Raw genomic sequence first — 21,630 nt, 5'->3', positions numbered from 1 at the left:
GCCGTTGAGCAGGAAATCAGACCATGTTTTAGTCTATCTGTTGATTACGTTTGTCACGCAATAAAATCAATTAAAGCTTTTGTTTGATCCGGTATGCCGCACCAATCAATCCGGCATCATTCCGTAATTTTGCTGTTTCGATGTGGCCCAGTGCAGTATCTCGAATGCGATTAAGGCTTTCGTGCCGCGTGATATATTCATCGACTGTATCCTGCAGCGTGTGCATAAATCCGTCGTTGGCACTAATTCCCCCGCCAATTAAAATTTTTTCTGGATCAAAGTTAGCAAATAAATTAATAATCATAATACTAACATCGCGCAGAAAATCAGACACTGCAATTCCAGCAATTGGATCACCATCGGCGGCAAGTTTGAGAATAATTTGAGCATCCTCCACCTTTTCCGTATTTGGAAATGCCTGGATAACACTCTTGTTGAATCGATCAACAAGTCCTGTAACGACCGATGCATGCCAATTTAAGGAAAAATGCTCCAATTCACAGGTTGGATCAATGTCATGTATAATGTTCCACCCAAATTCTCCAGCCATGCCATGTGCGCCACGGTAGACTTTTCCATCAATGACGATACCACCGCCTACACCAGTTCCCAAAACAACCGTTAGGTACGTTCCTACACCTTGCGCAGCCCCCAACCAGTGTTCGGCAATTGCAGCAGCATTGGCATCATTTTCTACTGCAACTGGCAATCCCGTTTCACGTTCCAGTGTTTGTGCCAATGGATAATCGTTCAAGGATTTGATGGCCCCACCCGTAATCATGTATCCATCATCCCTGACAATTCCAGGTACGGATATTCCAACTCCTGAAATCGTTTCTTTTGTTTTTGCCTTGTTAATAATCCCAATCATCTGGCTGAGTAACTCATCAGCACTATCAATAGTTTCAAATGCTTGCTTGTTGGAAATGTTTCCCTGATCGTCCACTAAGGCATGTTTGACCGTTGTTCCGCCAACATCGAAGCTAACGTATCTTTGCATTGTACCCTCCCCATTCTTCGCCGGCTTCGTAACTGTAATTCCGCTAGCGTTCTATTTTTTTCGTGGTAAAGATGTTGACTCGCGAATAATCAACTTACCTTCTAATCTTTCTTCCTTACCGCCATCACCACCATTGAGCATGTTGATCAGCAGTCGAACGGCCATTATGCCTTGACGTGCAATTGGATTACGCACAGTTGTAATTGGTGGCCTGAAATATTGAGCGACGTCAATATCATCAAAACCAATAACACTAAAATCATTGGGTACTTGGTAGCCCGCATTCTGAATAGCTTTGATGGTCCCAATCGCTCCTAAATCGTTACTGGCTAAAAATGCGGTAACTAGATTCTCTGTCTTATTCAGATACGACTTTACAGCATTATAGGACGCTTCTTCCTCAAACATTCCTTGAAGAATAGGCATCGTATTGGGGTCCAAGCCTGCGTCCTCAACAGCCTTCTGAAATCCGGCCTTCCGCATGTTGCTGTCGTAATTATTATCCAGACCGGCAACGTAGCAGATCCTTTGATGACCCAAATTCAGTAAATATTTTCCTGCTTCATAACCCTCTTTAAACGAATCAAAGGTAATGCTGCACATTTTTTCAGCTGAATCAACTCGATCAAGCAAAACCGTAGGAATCGAATGCTCCTTAATTTGCCCAATATCATGGTCATCAATCGTATGCTCAAAAATGATTGTGCCATCCACAATCCCACCCAGTACTGAGTCCATCAGCGCTTGATGATCATGTGTAATAACGACGTGCATGCCATAACCCAGACGAGCGACTTCGTGAGAGATTGCCTCGACCAACGTATAGAAATAGGGGCCGCTAACGCTGTCTGTAAATAAGCCGAGCATTTTAGTCGTACCCGACCGCAATTGCCGGCCCATCAAATTAGGGGCGTAGTTCAGATCCTTAGCCGCTTGAATGACTCGTGCTTTTGTCTCAGGCTTAACAACGTTTACATTATTTAGCGCTTTAGAGACTGTCGCAATCGAGACGTTGGCTCGCCGAGCTACATCTTTAATCGTATTCCTTTTGGCCACGTCACTCACCCATTTCGAATTCTCGTATTTTCGTTGCTCGTCTCATTATAGCAGTGCACCTAACGCCGTCCACTATACAATTTAGATCGATGAAGACCATGGGGTTTTGGGCAAAGAAGAAGAGAGACCAATTCATCACGAACCGATCTCTCTCGTATTGACTTACCTTTCACCATGAGCACGGTAAGTTAGCAAGCATCTAAACGCTCTGTCTAGTGATCAGAGATCATCTTTAACCATTAATTGTTGGAATCCTCTGGCCTTGCCTCCAAAGTCTTTAATTCCCTACTGCTTTTCCAAACCCTAAATCCAGGAATCGTGTTAACGGCTTCTTTACCAGCCGCAGGTATATTGCCAAGGCCGCAGCCAAGATAATGACAATCAGGAAGTCTCCTAAATATTTAACTGTTAACCAAGCCAAGAACGTAATTCCGAGCGGATATAGGACGGTACGCATGAATGTAAGTACCGTGAAGAAGAAGCTGGAACGGAGCAATGCATATGCATGCTTTGTCCGAAACTGACTCTGCAACAGGTATACATTCAGATTGAAACACACCAGAAAGCTGGTGAAGATAATGCGCAGAAACCAGAAGAACCCACTTTGGCTCCCACCACTCAGATAGAGTGAAATGGTAAACACAATCGACATTAGCGAAAATCCCAAAGGCAATAAAGTCTTAAAGAAGTTTTGCCGAAAGGCTCTGACGAATCCACGGATAAACCCTCGGGGCTGGTCTTCACGCAACACTGCAAAGAATGCACTGAGTGAAGCACCAATGGTCACCACGGGTATACTGAAGAGCACTAACAGGGCATTCAGTACGAGCAATCGATAAATCGATTCCAGCCCGTGATAGAACTTACTGTCAATCCGGATCATCGTCATTACCTCCTACGTTAATTACTTCAGTTTCTTAATATTCTTTGCAACTTGCTCGTTACGTGTTTTCACAATTTCGTCCCAGTTGTTATTCTTCCGACGAGCCAGGAAGTCTTTCCAGATCTTGTCAGCTTCACTCTTGGAACCAGCCTTGATGACCTTAACCAAGGTCTGCACTCGATCTGTGTTGATAGCAGTTAAATTACGTGCGAGTGCCGTCCCAGGTGTTGGATCAATATTCTCCACTTCAAATCGGGGTGCTACCTTATTACTCGCCCATTCAACCATTTGGGAAATAGTTGTAGCTGGCTTCTCACCCATTGAAATGGCGTAAGGATCATCGGCTACTTCCCAGTAACTGCCCATTCCTTGTTTCTTATCATAGGTTGCTGCGTCCTTGTTCCGTAGTGCTTCCACGTCTGGGGTAAGTACTGCCTGGCCATCCTTCATGGTGTACGTCTTATCCTTAACACCAAAGGTAGTTACCATCGTGCCATACTTGGAAGCCATATAAGTCAACAATTCCATTGCCTTTTGTGGTTCCTTGGTGTTTTTGGTGATAAATGTGTTGGTCCATCCTGAAATAGATCCACCTGTGAATTGCGGTTCTTGTCCTTTGGAGTTTTTCGGACCATCAACGGCAATGTACGTCTGCTTGGGATTGCGCCGGTTGTTGTCGGCCATGAATTCGTTCAATCCCTTAGTGTTGGAATGGAGATAGGCGAAGTACGTACCTTGCGTCATCTTTTCCTTCATTGTATTGTCATTGTCCGCAAATTGCGCGTTGGTAATTAATCCTTCTGAGTATGCTTGACGGAATGTATCCAACCATGTGAGGTATTCAGGATCGGCATCCCGATCATACCACTTGCCATCCTTAGTAACTGGAATGCGCAGGAAGTCTTGTAATGTACCGCCAAGTGCTCCGTCTCCACCATTTTGAATATCTAGAGCAGTAGAAGCAAACGGAACCAAAGCAGTGCCATTATCAGTCTTAGGTACAGCCTTTTTTGCTTCCTGCAGTGCCTTCAAGAAGCCTTCAGGAGTGCTCATATTGGGTTTGCCAATTTTTTCATAGATATCCTTACGGACAATGAATACTTGGTCAGCCACGACGTTCCCAGCCTTATAATCATCCTCATTTGTCGAGAAACTCGGATAAGTGTAAAGGTTACCATCCGGCTGCGTATACCACTTCACAGTTTGCGGTTTCGCTGCTGTCGCAAGGAAGTATGGATCATACTTTTTGGACAAAGTATTCAATGGTAACGCAAATTTCTTTGCATTCTGTGCCACGGCCAGCTGACGATCAAAAGTCACAAGATCGGGCAGCTTGCCGGAAGCCATCATCGTGTTTAGTTTGTCATCGTTGCCGGCAACAAACTTCACGTCAATGTTCATATCCTTCTTGATTTGCGCAGAAACGGTGTCTTTTCCCCAACCGGCACGTTTGTACCAGTCAAAGTTGACATACCAAGTAAGGGACGCAGAATGTTTAGTGTCTTTCTGCCAGCTTGGCACCTTTTTATTCGGTGTAAACCGTGCCTTGGGAAGACTATCCGCATTGCTTGAACTATTACTATTACCACAAGCAGTCAGCGTCATAGCACAAACCAACCCGGCTGCTAACGCAACTAATACCTTCTTCATCTTCATGTTTGTCATTCTCCTTAGTTTGAGTGTTTACTTTTTGACAGCCCCAAGCGTCAATCCACTAACAAAGTACTTTTGTAAGAACGGGTAAACTGCAACGACCGGAATCGTCGTGATAACCATTGTTGCCAGCTGCATAGATTGCGATGTGGTCTGGCGTACCACCGCTGTCCCTGTAGCAACAGTTGGCGATAAGTTTTCAGACACGATCTTGTAAAGAAGCTGCTGCAGTGGGAACAAGTTTTCATTATTAACGTAGATATTCGCAGTCATATAATCATTCCACTGATACACGCCATGGTACAGCGCAATAGTTGCAATAACTGGCAATGACAGTGGAATGATAATTTTGGCAAATACAGTGAATGGCGTTGCACCGTCAATTTCGGCCGATTCTTCTAACGAGCGTGGAATTCCACGGAAGAAGTTCATCATGATAATGACATCATAGAAGCTGAATAATACTGGTAGGATATATACCCAGAAGTTGTTCAGCAAACCATACGACTTGAACACCAAGAATGTCGGAATCATCCCACCATTGACGAACATGGTCAAAATACCCATGATTTCAAACCATTTACGGCCAATCAGATCCTCCCGAGTCAAAGCATATGCAGTGATTGCGGTTACAAATGTATGCAACACAATTCCCACAATCGTCTTCGACACCGAAACAATAAACGCAAGATAAATCGCGTGGTTCTCCAGAACAGTAGAGTAGCTTTCAAAAGTAAACTTCCTTGGCCACAGGAAGATTCCACCCTTGAGTGCATCCAATGGATCATTGAATGACAGCGCAACAATATTGATTAACGGGAACGCAATGATAATGGTGAAGAAGACCATGAAGACTAAATTCACAAAGTTAAAGATCTTCTCTTCTTTAGTTTTTCGCATGTTGCACCTCCTTTAGAACACACTCTTATCAGAAATCTTTCTAGTACCCCATCTGCTCAAAACAATCAGGATTAAGGATACGACTGATACAAAGATCCCGACCGCTGTAGCATATGAGAAGTTGCCCTGTTTAATACCCATTTTGAACACGTAAGAATTCAGCACTTCGCTTGACGCGTAGTTCAGAGAGTTCTGTAATACCAACGTTTGATCCAAGTTGGATCCCAACAACCCACCGATGGAGAGTATCAAGTTCAATGCAATCATCTGACGAATTCCGGGAATTGTAATGTGAATGATTTGTTGCCACTTGGTCGCGCCATCAATCTTGGCTGCTTCATACAGCGACGGATCAATAGCGGTCATAGAAGCAAGGTACAGAATTGTTCCCCATCCAACTTCTTTCCAGAAATCAGACAATACGGCAATTGCCCAGTATTTATTTGGATCTGCCATAAACTCGATGGGTTTACTGATCACCTTGAGATCCATTAACAGGCTGTTCAGAAAACCAGTGTCTGATAACCACATGATAACCATTCCACCGAGAATTACCCATGATAGAAAGTGCGGCAGATACGAAATTGTCTGAACAAATTTTTTGAAATGTACGTTAGCTACTTCGTTGATCAGGACAGCCAGCATAATGGCTCCCGGAAAACCAATCAGCATTTTGAAAAACGCAATTCCAAACGTGTTCTTCATAACTGTCCAGAACAATGGATCTTTGAAGAACTCTTGGAAATATTCAAACCCTACCCACGGTGCTCCACCAATGGTATCTAACACCGTGTAGTTTTTGAATGCGATGATCAGGCCATACATTGGGATGAAATTGAATAAAATCATCAAAATGACTGATGGCCAAATCATAGCTTGATAGAACGCTTGATCTTTGAACCGACGGAAGAAGCTTGGCTTCTTGTTTTTGTGTGTAGTCGATGAGTCTTCCAAAATAACTCACCCCCTTAAATAATGGTTGTTGCCAAGGTTCATAACACTTACTGATAAGCAAGCGTCAACTCTTGATATTCTTCAGCGTTTTCCCCAATTCGAACGATGAAATCACCTTTGTCTGCAAAGCGTTCCAAGTTTGAATGAACATAAGCCAGATCGTCAACTGAAATAGTAAGTGTTACTTGATCAGTTTGATTTGGCTCCAAAACAACCTTGACCCATGACTTCAGCTCAGAGACCGGACGGACAACTGAAGTAATGGTAGAGCCTACGTAACATTGAACCAAAGTCGATGATCGGTAATCAGAATCGTTAGTTACCGCGACAGTAATCTGGATTGGCTGATCATCAGTCAAAACCGGCTGATTAACCTGCAGCTTACCGTACTCAATATGTCCATAAGATAAGCCGTAACCGAACGGATACAATGGTGAGTTCTGACAATCAACATACCGTGAAGTAAATTTTGTTGGATGCTGATCATCAGCCGGCGATCCATTACGTGGTTCATTGTAGTAAATTGGCACTTGGCCCGTCGTACGTGGAAATGTCATCGGTAAATGACCCTCTGGAACAGCTTTGCCACTGATCAAGTTGGCCAAGGCATTCCCACCTTCTGTGCCAGGAAACCATGCATAAAGCAACCCGTCTAAATAGGGAACGACATTCGTCAACGCAAGCGGCCGTCCGGCAAAAATGACGCCGATAATCGGTTTGCCAGTGTGCTGTAACCGCCTAATCAATGCCACCTGATCCTCCGGCAATTCAATACGAGTCTTGCATGCTGATTCTCCTGAGTCGTCCTCTCGTTCTCCGAGCCCAACGATTATGACATCAAAATTGGCATAATCCGCAGGATCGCTTGAAATTGGATCAGGTATCAAACTAACATTCTCAAACTGGTTTTTTAATCCCGCATACAGTGAGACTGCGTCATCATGCTTCCCATATGAACTCCAAGCGCCTAGTATCCTCTGTGACGCAGCCAATGGCCCAGTCACTGCAATGTGCGATTTTACTGAAATTGGTAAAACGTTTTTATCTTTTAGTAAAACAACACTTTTCTCTGCTGCGACTCTCGCATATCGGCGTGATTCAGAACTAGGTGCCGGGGGCAGTGTTTCGTGTGCATCAATAAATCGATACGGGTTTTCAAACAGGCCTAAATCATTTTTCAGATTCAACATCCGTAACACTGCTCGGTCCACATCTTCTACAGCAACTTTCTTAGCCGCAACAGCATCAGACAAACCACGGACAAACGCTCCAGCCATCATGTCCATATCCAATCCAGCGTTTAGAGCCAGCTCTGATGCACGTTCCTGGCTGTCGGCAATATGCATCGTGAGGAGTTTTCCAACTGAACCCCAGTCAGAAATGGCCACGCCGTCAAATTTCAAATACTCGCGCAATACCTTCTTCAAGAGATATTCGCTTGCGGTAGCAGGCAGTCCCTCAAATAAGGTAAATGCTGGCATAATCAGCTTGGCCCCAGCCTCTATGGCTGCCTGAAACGCAGGCAGATAGTCTTGATACAATGATAGCCGTGAAAAATCAACATTATTGTAATCTCTCCCGGCCAGTACCGCACCATAACCGGCATAATGCTTAACACAAGCAGCGATACGCGTTGGATCTTTAACTAGCTCTCCGGGTGCGCCCTGGTAGCCACGAACCATCGCCGCTGCCATCTGCGCGTTAAGGACTGGATCCTCACCGGTGCCTTCCATGACACGGCCCCAACGCGCATCACGGCATAAATCAGCCATGGGCGAAAACGTCACCTGAATTCCCTCTCGAGCTGATTCAGTACCGGCAACATGAGACACTTCTTCAACAAGTTGGGGGTCAAACGTCGCCCCTAACCCTAACGGAATAGGAAACGTTGTCCGATATCCATGGATAATATCGCGCATAAAAACTAATGGTATCTTCAAACGATCCTTTTTCAAGTGCTCGCGTTGCATCGCAATAACTTCATTCCGATCGGTCGCGTTCAGCACTGATCCAAGGCTGTCCAGATATACTTGGTCAACAGCAAAATCGCCCATGATACCTGTCAGCTCACCATCTTCACGCCCCAAATACTGTGGTGTGAACTGCGTCAGCTGACCGATTTTCTCTTTCAACGACATCTTGTCGACTAGGCTCTGGAGCTCCCTCTTCTCCAAACAATCTCCCCCTTGCAGCAAAATGTAAAAACGTTTTGATTTTCCTTCAAAATCTAAGCCTGCCCAATTTATCGGCAAGCAGCAGAATCCGAAACGTTGTATTGAAACGCTTACAAAGGACATGTTAGCATAGTGGAGAAACAGTTGCAACAAAAAAGTATACGTTTTCACTGATATATTTGTTTCTCTTAAAAAGGATTTCTTTGTTCTCCCCGACCACAAAAAGACCTCATCCTTCAAATTAGGAGGGACGAGGTCTTATATTAATACCGTCCTTAGTGCGTGTGTGCAGCAGTCTCCTCGGCGTCGTGACCTGTACTGCGAGTTTTTCCTCGATTCTCTTTGATTGCAGATACTAACTGTTTATTCCCGGCCTGCTGGGTCAGCGATCCATTAATCAGCTCTGCAAAATCGATTCCTGTCGCTTCTTTAACCATCGCAAACGTCTTGGTTAGCCCCGTCACGCCCGCATTACCAATGCTGTCATCCCCGGCACCGCTGAATTGGACGATCTTATCGACATTCGCATACGGTGCCGTGAGCGCGGTGGCAATCTCTGGCAGCTTATCAATGATCATTTGCAGCTTACCAGCTTCGTTCATCTTGGGCAGCGCCTCAGCCTGCTTCTCCGTACTCTCGGCTTGGGCCAACCCGACCTGCCGAATCCGCTCAGCCTCAGCCTTCCCGAGCTTCGCAGTCCGTTCGGCATCGGCGTCCGCCTGCAGCTTGATCTGTTCCGCTTAGGCTTCGGCCTGAGCAATTTGTCGGGCCTTCTCCGCCTCAGCGGACTGCTTCGCCACATACAGATCCGCGTCCGCCTTGGTGTTACTCTCGGCCTCGTATTGTTTCCGCTTCAGATCGGCTTCTTTGGCTTGGATGGCAATGTTCTGCTCCTGCTCGGCAATGTCTTTACCCTTTTGCGCCAGCATTGCGGCTTTTTCCGCATCGGCCTTGGCGACTTCCTGTTGTTTCTGGTAGTCGGCCATCTTCAAGGACTTTTCCTTCTGGGCGTCCGCAATCTCGGTCTCCCGCTCCAGTTCGGCCTTCGTGGCTTCCTGCTCAGCACTGGCTTTCTTGATCCGCACTTCCCGATCGGCATTGGCCTCGGCGATCTGGGCTTCCTGCCGGACTGTTGCAATCTGAGGTTTGCCTAAGCTCTCAATGTAGCCATTAGAATCCTTGATTTCCTGCAAGGTAAACGAAATGATCTGGAAACCCATATTTTCAATATAATCGGACACTTGACCCTGGACTTCCTGTGAGAACTTCTCCCGGTTGCCCAGAATTTCCTCCACCGTCATCCGGCCAATGATGTCCCGGGTACCGCCTTCCAGGACGGCGGTCAGTTCACTGATGATTTCCTGTTTCTCTTTGCCCAGGAATTGCTCCGCCGCAGTGGCGATCTCTTTCAGCGAGTTGCCCACCTTAACGTTCACGGCCCCCGTCACGGCGATGGGAACTTGTTGCTGGGAGTTGATTTCCGGCGTTTCGATCTGGATCTGCAAGGACGACATGCTCAATTCCTTTGCCGATTGCAGTACCGGGATCAGAAATGTCCCGCCGCCTTGGATGATCTTGATACGCTTCGACCCGTTGGGATCCTTGTACACGTTCTTGCTGCCGAGCAGTGCACCGGAAATAATCAGTGCTTTGTCCGGCGACGGCTTCCGGTAGCGGGAAACCACGATGAAGAGCAACAGGATAATAATGACGACGGCCCAAATGACGGGATTAGCAATGAATTCTTCAACCATGAGTAACTACGCCTCCTTGTTTTGCAGATCTGCTTTGATGACATACAACACACCATCTTTTTCTTCCACGATGACGACCAGCGTGCCCTTTTCCAGCCGCAAATTGGCCGCCCGTTCCTCTTCCCGGTATAATTTGGCGGACCGCAGATTCACCGTACCCCCGGGAATCAGCAGGCTCACTTGGCCCTTTTGGTCTCCCTCAATGGGCACAGTGACTCGACCAATCAGGTCGTCATCGGGATGGGTGGCCAGCGATTTCTCTCGATTGCTGGTCAGCCGGTTCACGATGATACCAAAGGGGATCAACAGGACGTTGATGAGTACGATCAGCACGAACAACACCGCCAGAATGGCCAACACTTGGACCCACCACGGCCAGGTCAAGAACATAGCTATGAGATTATTAATCGCTTCCACCTCCATTTGGCTTAATCATACTGGACGACAGGGGAGAATGCTAGAAAAATCATTCACAGGTTCCCAACTGCTTTTCTTACGTATAATAAGTGCTAACAGGCACTACTTATGAGAGGTGAAGAGTCATGTACAAACACGAAGTCGTCAGTGCCGATCCGGGCCTGCCGTTCAAAATTGTGATCCATCAGGGGCAAGAATCAGCCATTGTCCGCCACTGGCACCGGGCACTGGAGATTGACTACATTATTGCTGGCCGGGCAAAATACACCATCGCTGGCACTGAATTGGCAGCGGCACCCGGCGATGTCATTGTCATCAATACCAATGTCGTCCACGCCATCTTGACGGAACCGTTGCGGCCGGCCCGAGCAGTGACCCTGTTGCTGCCCTATGACTGGCTGCGTCAGCAAATTCCAGATTATGACCAGTGGCGATTTGCCGTACCCATTGGCAGTCAGCACCCAGGCCCGCCCTCTGCCTCTCTGAAGGCATTACAGGCCGCATTGCTCGATATCGATCAGACAGAAAACGGCGTGCACAATGCAACCATTCGCCGCCTGAACCATCTGCGCGATATTTACACCGTTTTGAGCCTCCTGATGACCCACTTTGCTGAGTCCGACAATTCAGCCAACACGCTGGCAACCGCGGCGAGTTTAGCACGGATGAGCAGCGTAATTACCTATCTCACAGAGCATGCTAACGAGCCCTTGACCTTGCCGGCAGTGGCCGATCAGGTACACTTGTCGGTCGGCTACTTGTCCCGAGATTTCAAAAAGCAGATTGGGGTGCCATTAATGACCTATTTGAGTCAGTTGCGGCTGCAAAATGCCTACGATTTGCTCACCAACTCCGATCTGCCCATTAGCACCATCGCCGATCAGACTGGCTTTCCCAACGAGAAATCATTCCGCCAGCGATTCACCAAAACATACGGGCAACGGCCAAGCGCCTACCGTCAAAATTTACGGAGGTCAAAAATTGACCGTTAAGTCGGCAGAATACGCCCACTGTTTAAAGCGGTTCCACAATATACTCATTCTTGTAAGCGATTAACGCAGCTGTGCTTCGCAAGTTAAGGAGTGATTATATTATGACCCGTTCAAAGCCATCATCCATTTGGTTCAAGGCGGCCCTGCTGTCCATCTCCATGATGCTGATGATTGCGCCAAACATTGCGGCCGCTTTGCCGCTAATGGCCAAAACGTTCTCTGACCAATCCGCCTCAGCCGTTGACACCCTGTCTACGATTCCGAACTTAGGCATCATTCTGGGGATTGTGTTGGGTAATGTGCTCGCCACCCAGCTTGGGGCCAAGCGTACCGTCTTGACCGGTTTGGCCGTGGCCCTACTATCCGGGCTGGTACCCGTCGTCAGCAACAGTTATTACGTGGTCCTCGCTGCCCGCCTCATTTTCGGCATTGCCGTGGGTACGTTCAATTCGTTGGCCATCAGCCTCATTTCTGACTACTATCGCGGCGATGAATTAGCCGCGATGATGGGTTACCAGAGTGCTATTTCGTCCCTGGGCAGTTCCCTGCTGTCCTTCGCTGTCGGCTATCTGCTCCTCTTTGGCTGGCATGCCACGTTCCTCATCTATGCTATTGCCCTGCCGATCATGATCCTGTTCGGTCTGGTGATGCCCAATGATCAGCCGGCACCAGCGGCGAAAGATACCGCCCAGACCCCGAAAACCAAGCAGCACATCAATGCCGCCGTGATCCTCATTTCGCTGCTCACGTTCTTCATCTATGTCTTCTTCATGGTGGTGACCATCAAGCTGGCCGGTCTGCTCACCGCAAACCATCTTGGTACCGCCAGTCAGGCGTCTGCTATTCTCGGCGGGTTTACCCTCGTAACCATGTTGATGGGCTTGCTGTTCGGCCGCATCTATAAACTGCTGCAAAATAAGATCCTGCCTCTCGGTTTCATCTTGATGGCCGTTGGCTTCTACTTAGTCAGCACAGTGAGCAGCCTCGCCATAGTAGCCGTTGGTACAGTAATCATCGGCATCGGCTTCGCCGTCAGTATTCCCTACATCTATACAATCATCAACGTGGCCGCACCAGCCAACTCTAAGAATCTGGCCAGTTCGGTCATGCTGATCATGACTAACGTCGGTGTCTTTCTCTCCCCGACCATCGTGAACGCGCTCGCCAGCTTGACCGGCAAGGACGAAGCCGCTGGCAGCATGGTTGTCGCCAGTATCGGTTTCCTGATTTTAGCCGTCATCGTCGCCGCCGTGGTCATCAGCCAAAAACGGACAAAGCCAACTGTCCAAGAAACAAACTAGAAAGAGGTCTTGATCATGTTAGAAATAGCAGCATCATTATTACCCACCGTCCCCGTTGTGAATACGAGTTATACGGCTAAATTAGTCCCCGGGCAGAAAACGGCCGGCATTCTCGACCCCCACGCCAAAACGGAAATCACCCCTAAGGAGGCTGGTCAGCCGGCCGACCCCTCGGGCATTCCCAACGTCCAAGCCGCCCGGGCCGCGATGGGCTGGCCCACCGCCCACTATACAGTCCGCCATCCGTTGACGATTGAAAACACCCAATTGCATGGCGTTGTCGTACGTACTTATGTCCAAAAAGAACTGGCCGCCGACACACTGCCCGCAATCCTGTTTATCCACGGCGGCGGCTTCTTCGGCGGCAGCCTGGACAACGTGGAGCAGCCTTGCCGCCTGCTGGCCGATGAAGGCCGCGTCCGCGTCATTTCCGTGGATTATGGCTTGGCCCCGGAGCATCCCTATCCCCAGGATGTCATTGATAACTATAACACCCTCACGGCCCTTCACCATCAGGCCGCCGCACTGCATATTGATGCCCACCGCATCACGATCATGGGCGATTCTGCCGGCGGCAATCTCACCTATGTCGTGAGTCTGTTGGATCGGCAATTAGGCACCAACTACATTGCTAGTGCCGTAGCCCTGTACCCCGTCACGTATCAGGGGCATCGGCCTGTTTTGCGCCAGCAATTCGACGATCCAGCCCACTGGCAGCCGGCGCAGGACCAAGACCTCATCACCAATTATATCCGCGGCTTTGCCCAGAGCAGCCCGTTGATCGATCAATGGTATGTCGGGGACGCTGATCCAGAAAGTTGGTATATTTCACCACTGAATGCGCCTTCTGAGCTGCTGGCTAAATTGCCGCGCACGCTGTTCGTGGTAGGCGAGTTTGATCCGCTCCGTTTCCAGGGTGAAGCATTCTACAACAAGGTGAAGGCAGCTGGCGGCGATATTCGTTATATCCGGTATAACGGGATGGTGCATGCGTTTATGGATAAGGTTGGCGATTATGTACAAGCTGAGGATAGTTTGCGGGAGGCGCTGAAATTTATCGATGAGGAGTAGGAAAAACATTTAAAATTACCATGATGCTAAAGGAATCCGCCGAGCTCAGTAATCATACGAGCAAAGCGGATTCCTTTTAATTTACGCCGCCAACCGAAATCAGTCCGGCGCTAACGCTGAAGTGCTGACTTTGACCGCTGCATCTTTCGCCAGCAACAATCCGCCAACAATTCCGGCATCATTGCCTAATGCGGCATGAACGATATAATGCGCCAAATTGGGGGTCGTGACATATCCGCCCAAGATCTTAGAAAACTCGCTGCGAATCAAGGGAAATAATTCTGACCGATTAGACACACCTCCACCAAAAATAATGATGTCTGGTGATAAAGACAGCGTCGTTATCATACATGCCTGGGCGAGATAATTAGCTTCAAGCCGCCAAGCAAATGAATCAGTGGGAATATTTGCCCCTTTTAACCCCCACCGGCTCTCCATCGCTGGCCCGGAAGCCATTCCCTCCAAGCAATCACGATGATACGGGCACACGCCGGCAAACTTATCCTCATTGGAACGGCGCACCAGAATATGGCCGGCTTCTAAATTCCCCCGGCCGTCATACAACGCCCCGTGATAGAGAAAGCCCATCCCGATGCCAGTCCCCACTGTATAATAGGCAACATTTTGGGCGCCGCGACCGGCCCCTAGTCGCTGTTCACCAACAGCGGCAATATTGACATCCGTAGTGAAAATGATTGGAATATCCTCGAAATGGCCTTTAAGTACACCAAGAAAATTGAACTCCTGCCACCCTGCTTTTGGTGTTGTTGTGATGTACCCGTAATGACTTGATTGGTTATCTAAATCAAGCGGGCCAAATGCGCCAACACCAATGGCTTCGATGTCGTACTGATCTAAAAAAGCAAAGACCCGCCTTAGCGTTTGTTGCGGATCCGTCGTCGCAATTCGAATCTTTTCCACGATATTAAGCTGGTGATCACTCACCGCACATACGAACTTAGTACCGCCTGCCTCAATTGCCGCATACATACAAAGACCTCCATTCAAAAATAAAGAGCCGCACAAAATGAAGTGCGGCTCAATCGTTGCTGATTCCTTATCCTAGAGTGAACCGTAATGTCACAATTTTATATGGCTTGAAGTTCACCAATACATTGCCATTTTCATCAGGCGTCAGCGCCTCCGCTTCCTGCTCGTTGAGATGAGCACGCTGTACCGCATCATACTTAAAGTGCGGTTTCAGCATCACGGTCCCCGTTGTACCGGTATAATCATGACACCGGACAATTAAATCGTTACCAGTTTCACTGATTTTAACAGCATCCAATGCAACAGGAGTTTCACTGTCCAATTCAAACAAGGGAGTTAATGAATCCTGATCAACGTCAGTCAGGAGGGCAACTGGGTCGTTCAGCTCCTCGCCAGCCTTTTCCACTTCACCGGTAATAAAGTCGCCTTCATGCGGCAGCAAACTGTAGGTGAATGTATGCTGGCCTTCATCAGCGGTCGTATCTGGATAATCGCCTGACTTGAGCAGCGTCAAAGACATTTGCTTGCCCTTGACCCGATAGCCATATTTACAATCATTCAATAATGCCACGCCGTAATCGCGCTCTGATAAATCCGCCCACTTGTGACCAACCGTTTCAAATTTGGCTTGATCCCAGCTCGTGTTATCATTCGTGGCGCGGGTGACGTTGCCATATTGAATATCATACCGGGCGCTGTCGGATACGATGTTTGTGTTGAATGCAGTGCGCAATAACACCTGTCGTTCATGCCAGTCAACGTCGGTAATGAAATCAATGCGCGGAGAGAATGCATACAACCGGATAACTTGCGTCATCGTTGATTGGCCGAAGGCGTAGTGGACTGCCAAATCCACAAACAGAGGATTATTCTCAACGACATCCACCGATTGCGCCTGTAACTGCTTCGCCTTTTCAGGATAATCAACATCAATATTCCAATTATCGTAGTCTAACGGCCGGTCCTCATACAGGGTCAGTACGTTGCCGCCCAACGTCGTATCCAGAACCTCCCGGTGATTGCGAATATCTGTAATTGAAGTCAGCAGTCCCGTGGCATCATAAGTGACTTGATAATACGAAGTGCGCACTGTGTTGTTGCTCACCACGGCTGTCTTCTGTTGCGGCGGCGTTTTCCCAGTTACGACGGCACTGCCCAGCGCGGGGATAGTTGCCAAAGCATACGCACCATTGGCCGTATTAACCGCGCCATCCCGGTCAGCATCAGATAACTTGATCAGCGTTTCAACATCCCATGGCAAAAAGTTGCGGGCAACGACTTGGCCGGCCTGCGACGTCGTCACTTGCTGATTGAGTTTAGCTTCTAAATCAGCCACCCCGGCAAACAACTGCTTGAATTCTTCCCGAGCATCATCATACACTTCATGAATTGCAGAACCCGGCAGGATATCATGGAATTGATTGCGCAGCAAGATGATCCATAAGTCCCGAATCTCTTGATGCGGATACGGGACGTCCTGCTCAACATAGGCCGTCGCATAACTCATTTCCAACCGACGCAGCGCATATTCTGCTGTTCGGTTCCACTTCTTGATGTTCGCCTGCGACGTATACGTTCCCCGATGATATTCGAGATACAATTCGCCGTCCCATTCAGCGACTGGTGCATCAGTGTGGTGCAGTTTATCCTGCAATCGGGCAAAGTAATCATCCACTCGACCATTCTTCACAGTGGGCATGCCAGGCAACTGATTAATAATATCGATATTCTTAATTTGTTCCCGAGTCGGGCCGCCACCACCATCGCCATATCCATAGCTCAGCAGCAAATCATCATTAATCTGCTTGTCAGCATACACATGATACGTCCCCAACACAGTCCGCGGTGTAATATCACCATTGTACGTATAGCGCCATTGCATCGGATCATTAAAGTCAGCGTCTGATTCTACCGTGGTGATGAAATGGGTCAATACCCGTGAGCCATCAATTCCTCGCCAGTAAAAGGTGTCATGGGGCATGCGATTCGTATCATTCCAACTGATTTTGGTCGTCATAAAGTTGGGGATACCAAACTCTTGCAGGATTTGCGGTAAGGCAGCTGAATAGCCGAATACATCAGGCAGCCACAGCACATGCTGTTTGGCATTCAGTTTGTCGTGGAAATACCCCATGCCGTATAGAAATTGCCGGGTCAGCGACTCTCCACTGGGCAGGTTGGTATCCGGTTCTAACCACGTAGCCCCATCAGCTTCCCAGCGGCCTTCTTTGATCCGTTGGAGAATTTGCTTGTACAAGTCGGGATAATCAGTTTCCAGGAATGCATAATCCTGCGGTGTGGACTGAAAGAACTGATAGTCCGGATATTCTTTCATCAACTCTAAAACCGTAGAAAATGACCGAGCAATCTTCTCCCGTGTATGGCGTAAACGCCAAAGCCACGCAACATCGATATGCGTATGGCCCACTGCAGTGATCGTATATTGCTTCTTTTGATTGGCATGCTCTTGGATGAAGCGCTGAATGTGCGTCAGTACTTCTTGGCAAGTTTCGCCGATTGTCGCACTTGTTTCCTGCGCCCAATCAAAAGTTCGAAAGGACTGACGCACCACGCTGATGTAATCATATTTCAAGGGCTCGTCGGCATCCATTTCACGGATCACACCGACCATATTCCACAGATAGTCATAACAATCCACCACGGTTTGATTAATGATGCCGGCCTGCAGCGCTCGCAATACATAGTGCTGAATAACCGGTGCACCGCCGCCCTCCAAACCAGTCCATAGTTTGATGGCCACATCCAACGTCTGGCCGCTAAAGGTATGGTCGAGATACATGTCTTCATGGTTGCTGTCTACTGCTTGGTGGGGTTCACCGTTTAGGAAAACCAAGCCTTCAAAACCGGAGTTGTTACCGCCGCCTGTGCGGCCTAAGTCCATGTGCATGACATAGTGCTGATTAGCAGAATACTGTGGTAATGCGAGTTTGAAACGTAACCAATAATATCGATCACGTCCCTCCCAGTGGTCACCAATCGCAGCTGGCCGCCATTCCGCATTCTCAGGCAGCCAACGTTTGTCCTCACGCTTGTCTTCCGTGATCTCAAGGGCATCTACCGACTGAAAGTCCCGATAGAAATACTCATGCAGATACCCGAGCTGCTGGTCGGCTTTTCGCAAAAACGTCGTTTCATCTAAAGTCATTACACTCTTCCTTCCTCACACTATTTCACTGCACCGCCAAAGCTGAACCCCTGAGACATGTACCGTTGCGCAAAGGTGTACAGGATGACGACCGGCAGTGTGTACAGCACGGAGAACGCTGCCAGTTGGCCGTAGTTGACCAACCCGTTGTTGCCAAAGAACTGAAAAATAGTAACTGATGCGGGCAGCTTTTCTGGTGATGTGATCAAAATGAACGGTACGAAGAAGTTTCCCCATGAACCCGTGAACGTGAAAATACCAATTGTAAAGATACCTGGCAGCATTAACGGTAAAACAACTTTTCGCACCCCTTCCCAGACGGTTGATCCGTCGATCCAGGCTGCTTCCTCCAACTCATGCGGCACTGAGTCCATGAAGTTCTTCATCATCCAAATACCGTAGGGCAAACTGGTGGAAATCATAAATACTGTTGTGGCAATCAACGAGTTCTGGAACTTCAGGTATAGAAACATCTGATAGACCGGTACGATTACCGCTGTCATCGGTAATGATGTCAAAAATAGGATCGACAGCAGGAACGGCTTCTTCCAAGGCAACGGATACCGCGATAATGGATAGGCCGCTAAGACACTGATCAAAACCACGAAGATGGCTTGAAAACCAGAAACCAGCAATCCGATACCGAATGACCGCATAATATTGCTATCGGTCAAAATCGCCATAAAGTTAGCCAGCGTCGGTTGTTTGGGCAGTTGAATTGCTTGAATGGCGTGCGTATCAATGGACGAGAACAACATCCAAAGGAGCGGCAACAGGAAGAGCAGCGCAATGACTGCCAGAACAACGTATTGAACAAAACGCACGGTTTTGTTTTCCCTCATCATGTTGAATCACACTCCTTCTAAATTTTGACCTTGAGGATCTTCATATACAGGAGGCTGGCCAATGCACCAATGAGTAACAGCACCAGGGAAATTGCAGTTCCGTAACCCAATTGGTAACTGACAAACGCCTGCTTGTACATGAAGACGGGCAAAGTACTCGTTGCATTTTCTGGCCCACCGCCAGTCATGGTGTAAATCAAAGAGAATACACCCAATGTTTGTAATGTGACCAGCATAATATTGGTCGCAATGGTTCCCTTAACCATGGGAATAGTGATTCGGGTAACCAATTGCCAGCGGGTCGCGCCATCCATCACGGCCGCTTCCTCCACTTCTTGGGGAATATCATCTAATGCCGTCTGGAAAACCATCATGGAAAAGGCGGTACCACGCCAAACGTTGGCGATAATGATGCTGACCATAGGGAAGGTGTAGAGCCAAGCAACTGGTTTCATTCCCAATAAATTGTGGGCCAGCATATTCAAGGTGCCGTTATCGCCAAGGAAGGCCACCCAGCAGAAACCAACAACAACTTCCGGAGTCACCCACGCGGCAATAATGATCAACCCAATAATTCGTCTGAATGTCTTGTTCTTCCCCCGCATCATGAAGGCAATGAGGAAGCCGAAGAAACATTGCCCAATGACCGCGGAAAAAAGGACAAAGACGATCGTATTCCAGATGGACGTAGCCAGGGCAGGATCCTTAAACATTTGCAGATAATTCTGAAAGCCGATAAAGTGCAGCGACGATGCGGCCTCCCCCGTCAATGATAAATTAGTCAGGGAAAATACCACGGTCAAAATCATCGGTGTTAGAAAGAATATCAACAAAAGAATCATACTGGGCAGCATCAGCCAAACTGATAGCCGCCGCTCAGTCTTCTGCTGCTGTGTTTTATGCGGCTTATTTTTAATGACATTTGAAGCGTCCATAGCGTACACCTCCAATTTGTAAAAAAGGTGCGGCCAGCACTTTCTCGGGCCACACCTCGCACTCTCTACTTCTGCGTATCTGTGTTTGAATCGCCGACAATGCCTTTCACGTCAGTTGCATACTTAGCAGCGGCGTCGCTCGGTGATTTCCGACCGGCAGCTACCGACTCAACCATTTGCTGGATTGCAATCGATACCTTAGGGTACAAGTCGTTTTTGGGCCGGAAGTGAGCATTCTGCAGAGCCTGAGTGGCCTCTTTAATAAACGGCTTCTTCAAGTATTCAGGATCTTTGGCTGCGTCATCACGAACTGTCAACGTACCTTCCTGCAATGCCCGAGTCACTGCTAGCTGCTTTGTATTCATGGCTTTCATCACAGTCCAAGCGGCCTTCTTGTTCTTTGAATTCTTAGGTAATGCCCAAGACCAGCCGCCAGCCATTGTTACGTATCCGGGTTTCTGTCCTTTCTCTGTCGGCATCAAGTTGAAGGCCAACACCTTAGTCATATTAGCGATGGGTGCTGCGCCATCCTTGGACCAATTCCCTGTGTTCCAGATACCATCCATGGCCATCCCCACCTGATTCTTGGGAATCCGATCTTGGAAGATCGTAGAACCGTAATTACTGCTCATGACAACAGACAAACTTGGCCCGGTTTTATCCTTGTTGTAAATCTGGTTAATAAAGTTCAATGTGGCCAGGATGCCCTTAGAATTGACATTCCACTTCTTAGTTTTTTCGTTGTATAGTGTTTCTCCAGTACCGTAGAGCAACTGTTCAAATGTTTGCATCGATACAGATTCGCCGTTGGTCGTCGAAACACCCATGGCGAAGGGAATAACATTCGGCTGCGTTTGCTTAATCTTCTTAGCGGCAGTGAGAATATCGGCCCAACTCTTCGGTGCCCAATCGGCAGCTAATCCGGCCTTTTTTGTCACTACTAGGTCAGTCCAGATACCACGGGCATCTGTCGTTCCCGGAATACCATACTGTTTGCCGTCAGAACCTTGACTGCCTTTCTTCAAAGCAGCCGTGAACTTATCCCAGTCGGACCATTTTGCCACATAGGAATCCAATGGCTCCAAGTAGCCGGCCTTAGCATCCGCTGGCAGAATGAACGTATCTTCGTTGACAATATCCGGTGTGGTATCTGCGGACTTCATTGCCAGATCCAGCTTAGAGAAATAATCGCCTTCTGACGCGTTGATTGGTTGCAGCGAAATCTTGATTTTTGGATTCTTCTTCTCGAAATCAGCAATCCACTTTTTGGAATAGATCCGGTACATGCTGTCGCCCTTACCTGTTGCCCGCCAAGCGACTTTAACTGTTGTTACCCCATCTGAACTATTGCTTGAACCCGAACCGCACCCGGCTAAAAGTGCAACGCTGGTAAAAATGCCAAGAGCAAGTGCCCATTTACTTAGCTTCATGATTGATTCCTCCATAATTGCATGCTTACTGTCTTGCCACCATTTGACCTGTTTTATATGTCATTTATTCCCCCTTCTCTATATTAATTATTCTAACGGTCTTTTCAGG

Annotated in this window: 18 protein-coding genes; 3 read left to right on the top strand and 15 right to left on the bottom strand. The window is 48.0% G+C overall.

From position 1 onward, the window contains the following. Nucleotides 1-70: 70 nt before the first annotated feature. The 10 genes from H627_RS0103925 to H627_RS0103880 all read right to left on the bottom strand — a co-directional run bounded on the left by H627_RS0103925 (nt 71) and on the right by H627_RS0103880 (nt 10,797). Complete coding sequence (locus tag H627_RS0103925) at nt 71-1,000, bottom strand: ROK family protein (RefSeq protein ID WP_027827886.1); 930 nt, start codon at nt 998-1,000, stop codon at nt 71-73. A 51-nt stretch (nt 1,001-1,051) separates the two neighbouring features. Continuing rightward, nucleotides 1,052-2,065 carry a LacI family DNA-binding transcriptional regulator gene (locus H627_RS0103920; RefSeq protein WP_201782792.1) on the bottom strand — a complete coding sequence of 338 codons (1,014 nt, stop codon included), beginning with the start codon at nt 2,063-2,065 and terminating at the stop codon, nt 1,052-1,054. 268 nt (nt 2,066-2,333) lie between these two features. Then, complete coding sequence (locus H627_RS0103910) at nt 2,334-2,939, bottom strand: DUF624 domain-containing protein (RefSeq protein ID WP_027827884.1); 606 nt, start codon at nt 2,937-2,939, stop codon at nt 2,334-2,336. Between the two features lie 21 nt (nt 2,940-2,960). Then, nucleotides 2,961-4,595, bottom strand: a complete 1,635-nt coding sequence (locus H627_RS0103905; protein WP_226999198.1) for a type 2 periplasmic-binding domain-containing protein — start codon at nt 4,593-4,595, stop codon at nt 2,961-2,963. 27 nt (nt 4,596-4,622) lie between these two features. After that, a complete protein-coding gene (locus tag H627_RS0103900) occupies nt 4,623-5,492 on the bottom strand; it encodes a carbohydrate ABC transporter permease (RefSeq protein ID WP_027827882.1) in 870 nt (289 codons plus the stop codon). Nucleotides 5,493-5,504: 12 nt separating this feature from the next. Beyond that, on the bottom strand, nt 5,505-6,365 hold the full coding sequence (locus H627_RS0103895) for an ABC transporter permease (RefSeq protein ID WP_081674642.1): 861 nt from the start codon (nt 6,363-6,365) through the stop codon (nt 5,505-5,507). 128 nt (nt 6,366-6,493) lie between these two features. Then, entirely contained in the window at nt 6,494-8,791 is a 2,298-nt protein-coding gene (locus H627_RS0103890; RefSeq protein WP_152319377.1) for a glycoside hydrolase family 3 N-terminal domain-containing protein, read from the bottom strand. Nucleotides 8,792-8,895: 104 nt separating this feature from the next. Continuing rightward, a complete protein-coding gene (locus H627_RS19075) occupies nt 8,896-9,345 on the bottom strand; it encodes a flotillin domain-containing protein (RefSeq protein WP_226999234.1) in 450 nt (149 codons plus the stop codon). A gap of 15 nt (nt 9,346-9,360) precedes the next feature. Continuing rightward, a complete protein-coding gene (locus tag H627_RS16870) occupies nt 9,361-10,374 on the bottom strand; it encodes a flotillin family protein (RefSeq protein WP_051225144.1) in 1,014 nt (337 codons plus the stop codon). A gap of 6 nt (nt 10,375-10,380) precedes the next feature. Next, nucleotides 10,381-10,797, bottom strand: coding sequence for an NfeD C-terminal domain-containing protein (locus H627_RS0103880; protein WP_150392587.1), 417 nt, complete (start codon nt 10,795-10,797; stop codon nt 10,381-10,383). 119 nt (nt 10,798-10,916) lie between these two features. Here H627_RS0103880 and H627_RS0103875 point away from each other — a divergent pair, with 119 nt between their 5' ends. The 3 genes from H627_RS0103875 to H627_RS0103865 all read left to right on the top strand — a co-directional run bounded on the left by H627_RS0103875 (nt 10,917) and on the right by H627_RS0103865 (nt 14,155). After that, nucleotides 10,917-11,783, top strand: coding sequence for a helix-turn-helix transcriptional regulator (locus H627_RS0103875; protein WP_027827878.1), 867 nt, complete (start codon nt 10,917-10,919; stop codon nt 11,781-11,783). Between the two features lie 101 nt (nt 11,784-11,884). Continuing rightward, complete coding sequence (locus H627_RS0103870; protein WP_027827877.1) at nt 11,885-13,084, top strand: MFS transporter; 1,200 nt, start codon at nt 11,885-11,887, stop codon at nt 13,082-13,084. Nucleotides 13,085-13,099: 15 nt separating this feature from the next. Further along, nucleotides 13,100-14,155 carry an alpha/beta hydrolase gene (locus tag H627_RS0103865; RefSeq protein ID WP_051225143.1) on the top strand — a complete coding sequence of 352 codons (1,056 nt, stop codon included), beginning with the start codon at nt 13,100-13,102 and terminating at the stop codon, nt 14,153-14,155. A 99-nt stretch (nt 14,156-14,254) separates the two neighbouring features. Here H627_RS0103865 and H627_RS16865 read toward each other — a convergent pair whose 3' ends face one another. From H627_RS16865 to H627_RS0103840, 5 genes are all read right to left on the bottom strand, one after another. Continuing rightward, the gene (locus H627_RS16865; protein WP_035439910.1) at nt 14,255-15,145 is read right to left on the bottom strand and encodes an ROK family protein; all 891 of its coding nucleotides are present in this window, start codon (nt 15,143-15,145) and stop codon (nt 14,255-14,257) included. A gap of 67 nt (nt 15,146-15,212) precedes the next feature. Continuing rightward, the gene (locus H627_RS16860) at nt 15,213-18,311 is read right to left on the bottom strand and encodes an alpha-mannosidase (protein ID WP_035439908.1); all 3,099 of its coding nucleotides are present in this window, start codon (nt 18,309-18,311) and stop codon (nt 15,213-15,215) included. 20 nt (nt 18,312-18,331) lie between these two features. Then, a complete protein-coding gene (locus H627_RS0103850) occupies nt 18,332-19,156 on the bottom strand; it encodes a carbohydrate ABC transporter permease (protein WP_027827875.1) in 825 nt (274 codons plus the stop codon). A gap of 17 nt (nt 19,157-19,173) precedes the next feature. Beyond that, nucleotides 19,174-20,091 carry a carbohydrate ABC transporter permease gene (locus H627_RS0103845; RefSeq protein WP_051225142.1) on the bottom strand — a complete coding sequence of 306 codons (918 nt, stop codon included), beginning with the start codon at nt 20,089-20,091 and terminating at the stop codon, nt 19,174-19,176. Between the two features lie 65 nt (nt 20,092-20,156). After that, the gene (locus H627_RS0103840) at nt 20,157-21,521 is read right to left on the bottom strand and encodes an extracellular solute-binding protein (RefSeq protein WP_027827873.1); all 1,365 of its coding nucleotides are present in this window, start codon (nt 21,519-21,521) and stop codon (nt 20,157-20,159) included. Between the last annotated feature and the right edge of the window lie 109 nt (nt 21,522-21,630).

Origin of the sequence: Schleiferilactobacillus harbinensis DSM 16991 (assembly GCF_000425885.1) — a bacterium.
In the GTDB taxonomy this organism is placed as follows: domain Bacteria; phylum Bacillota; class Bacilli; order Lactobacillales; family Lactobacillaceae; genus Schleiferilactobacillus; species Schleiferilactobacillus harbinensis.
Note: the sequence above shows the minus strand (reverse complement) of the source record. Positions and strands in the feature narration are given on the sequence as shown.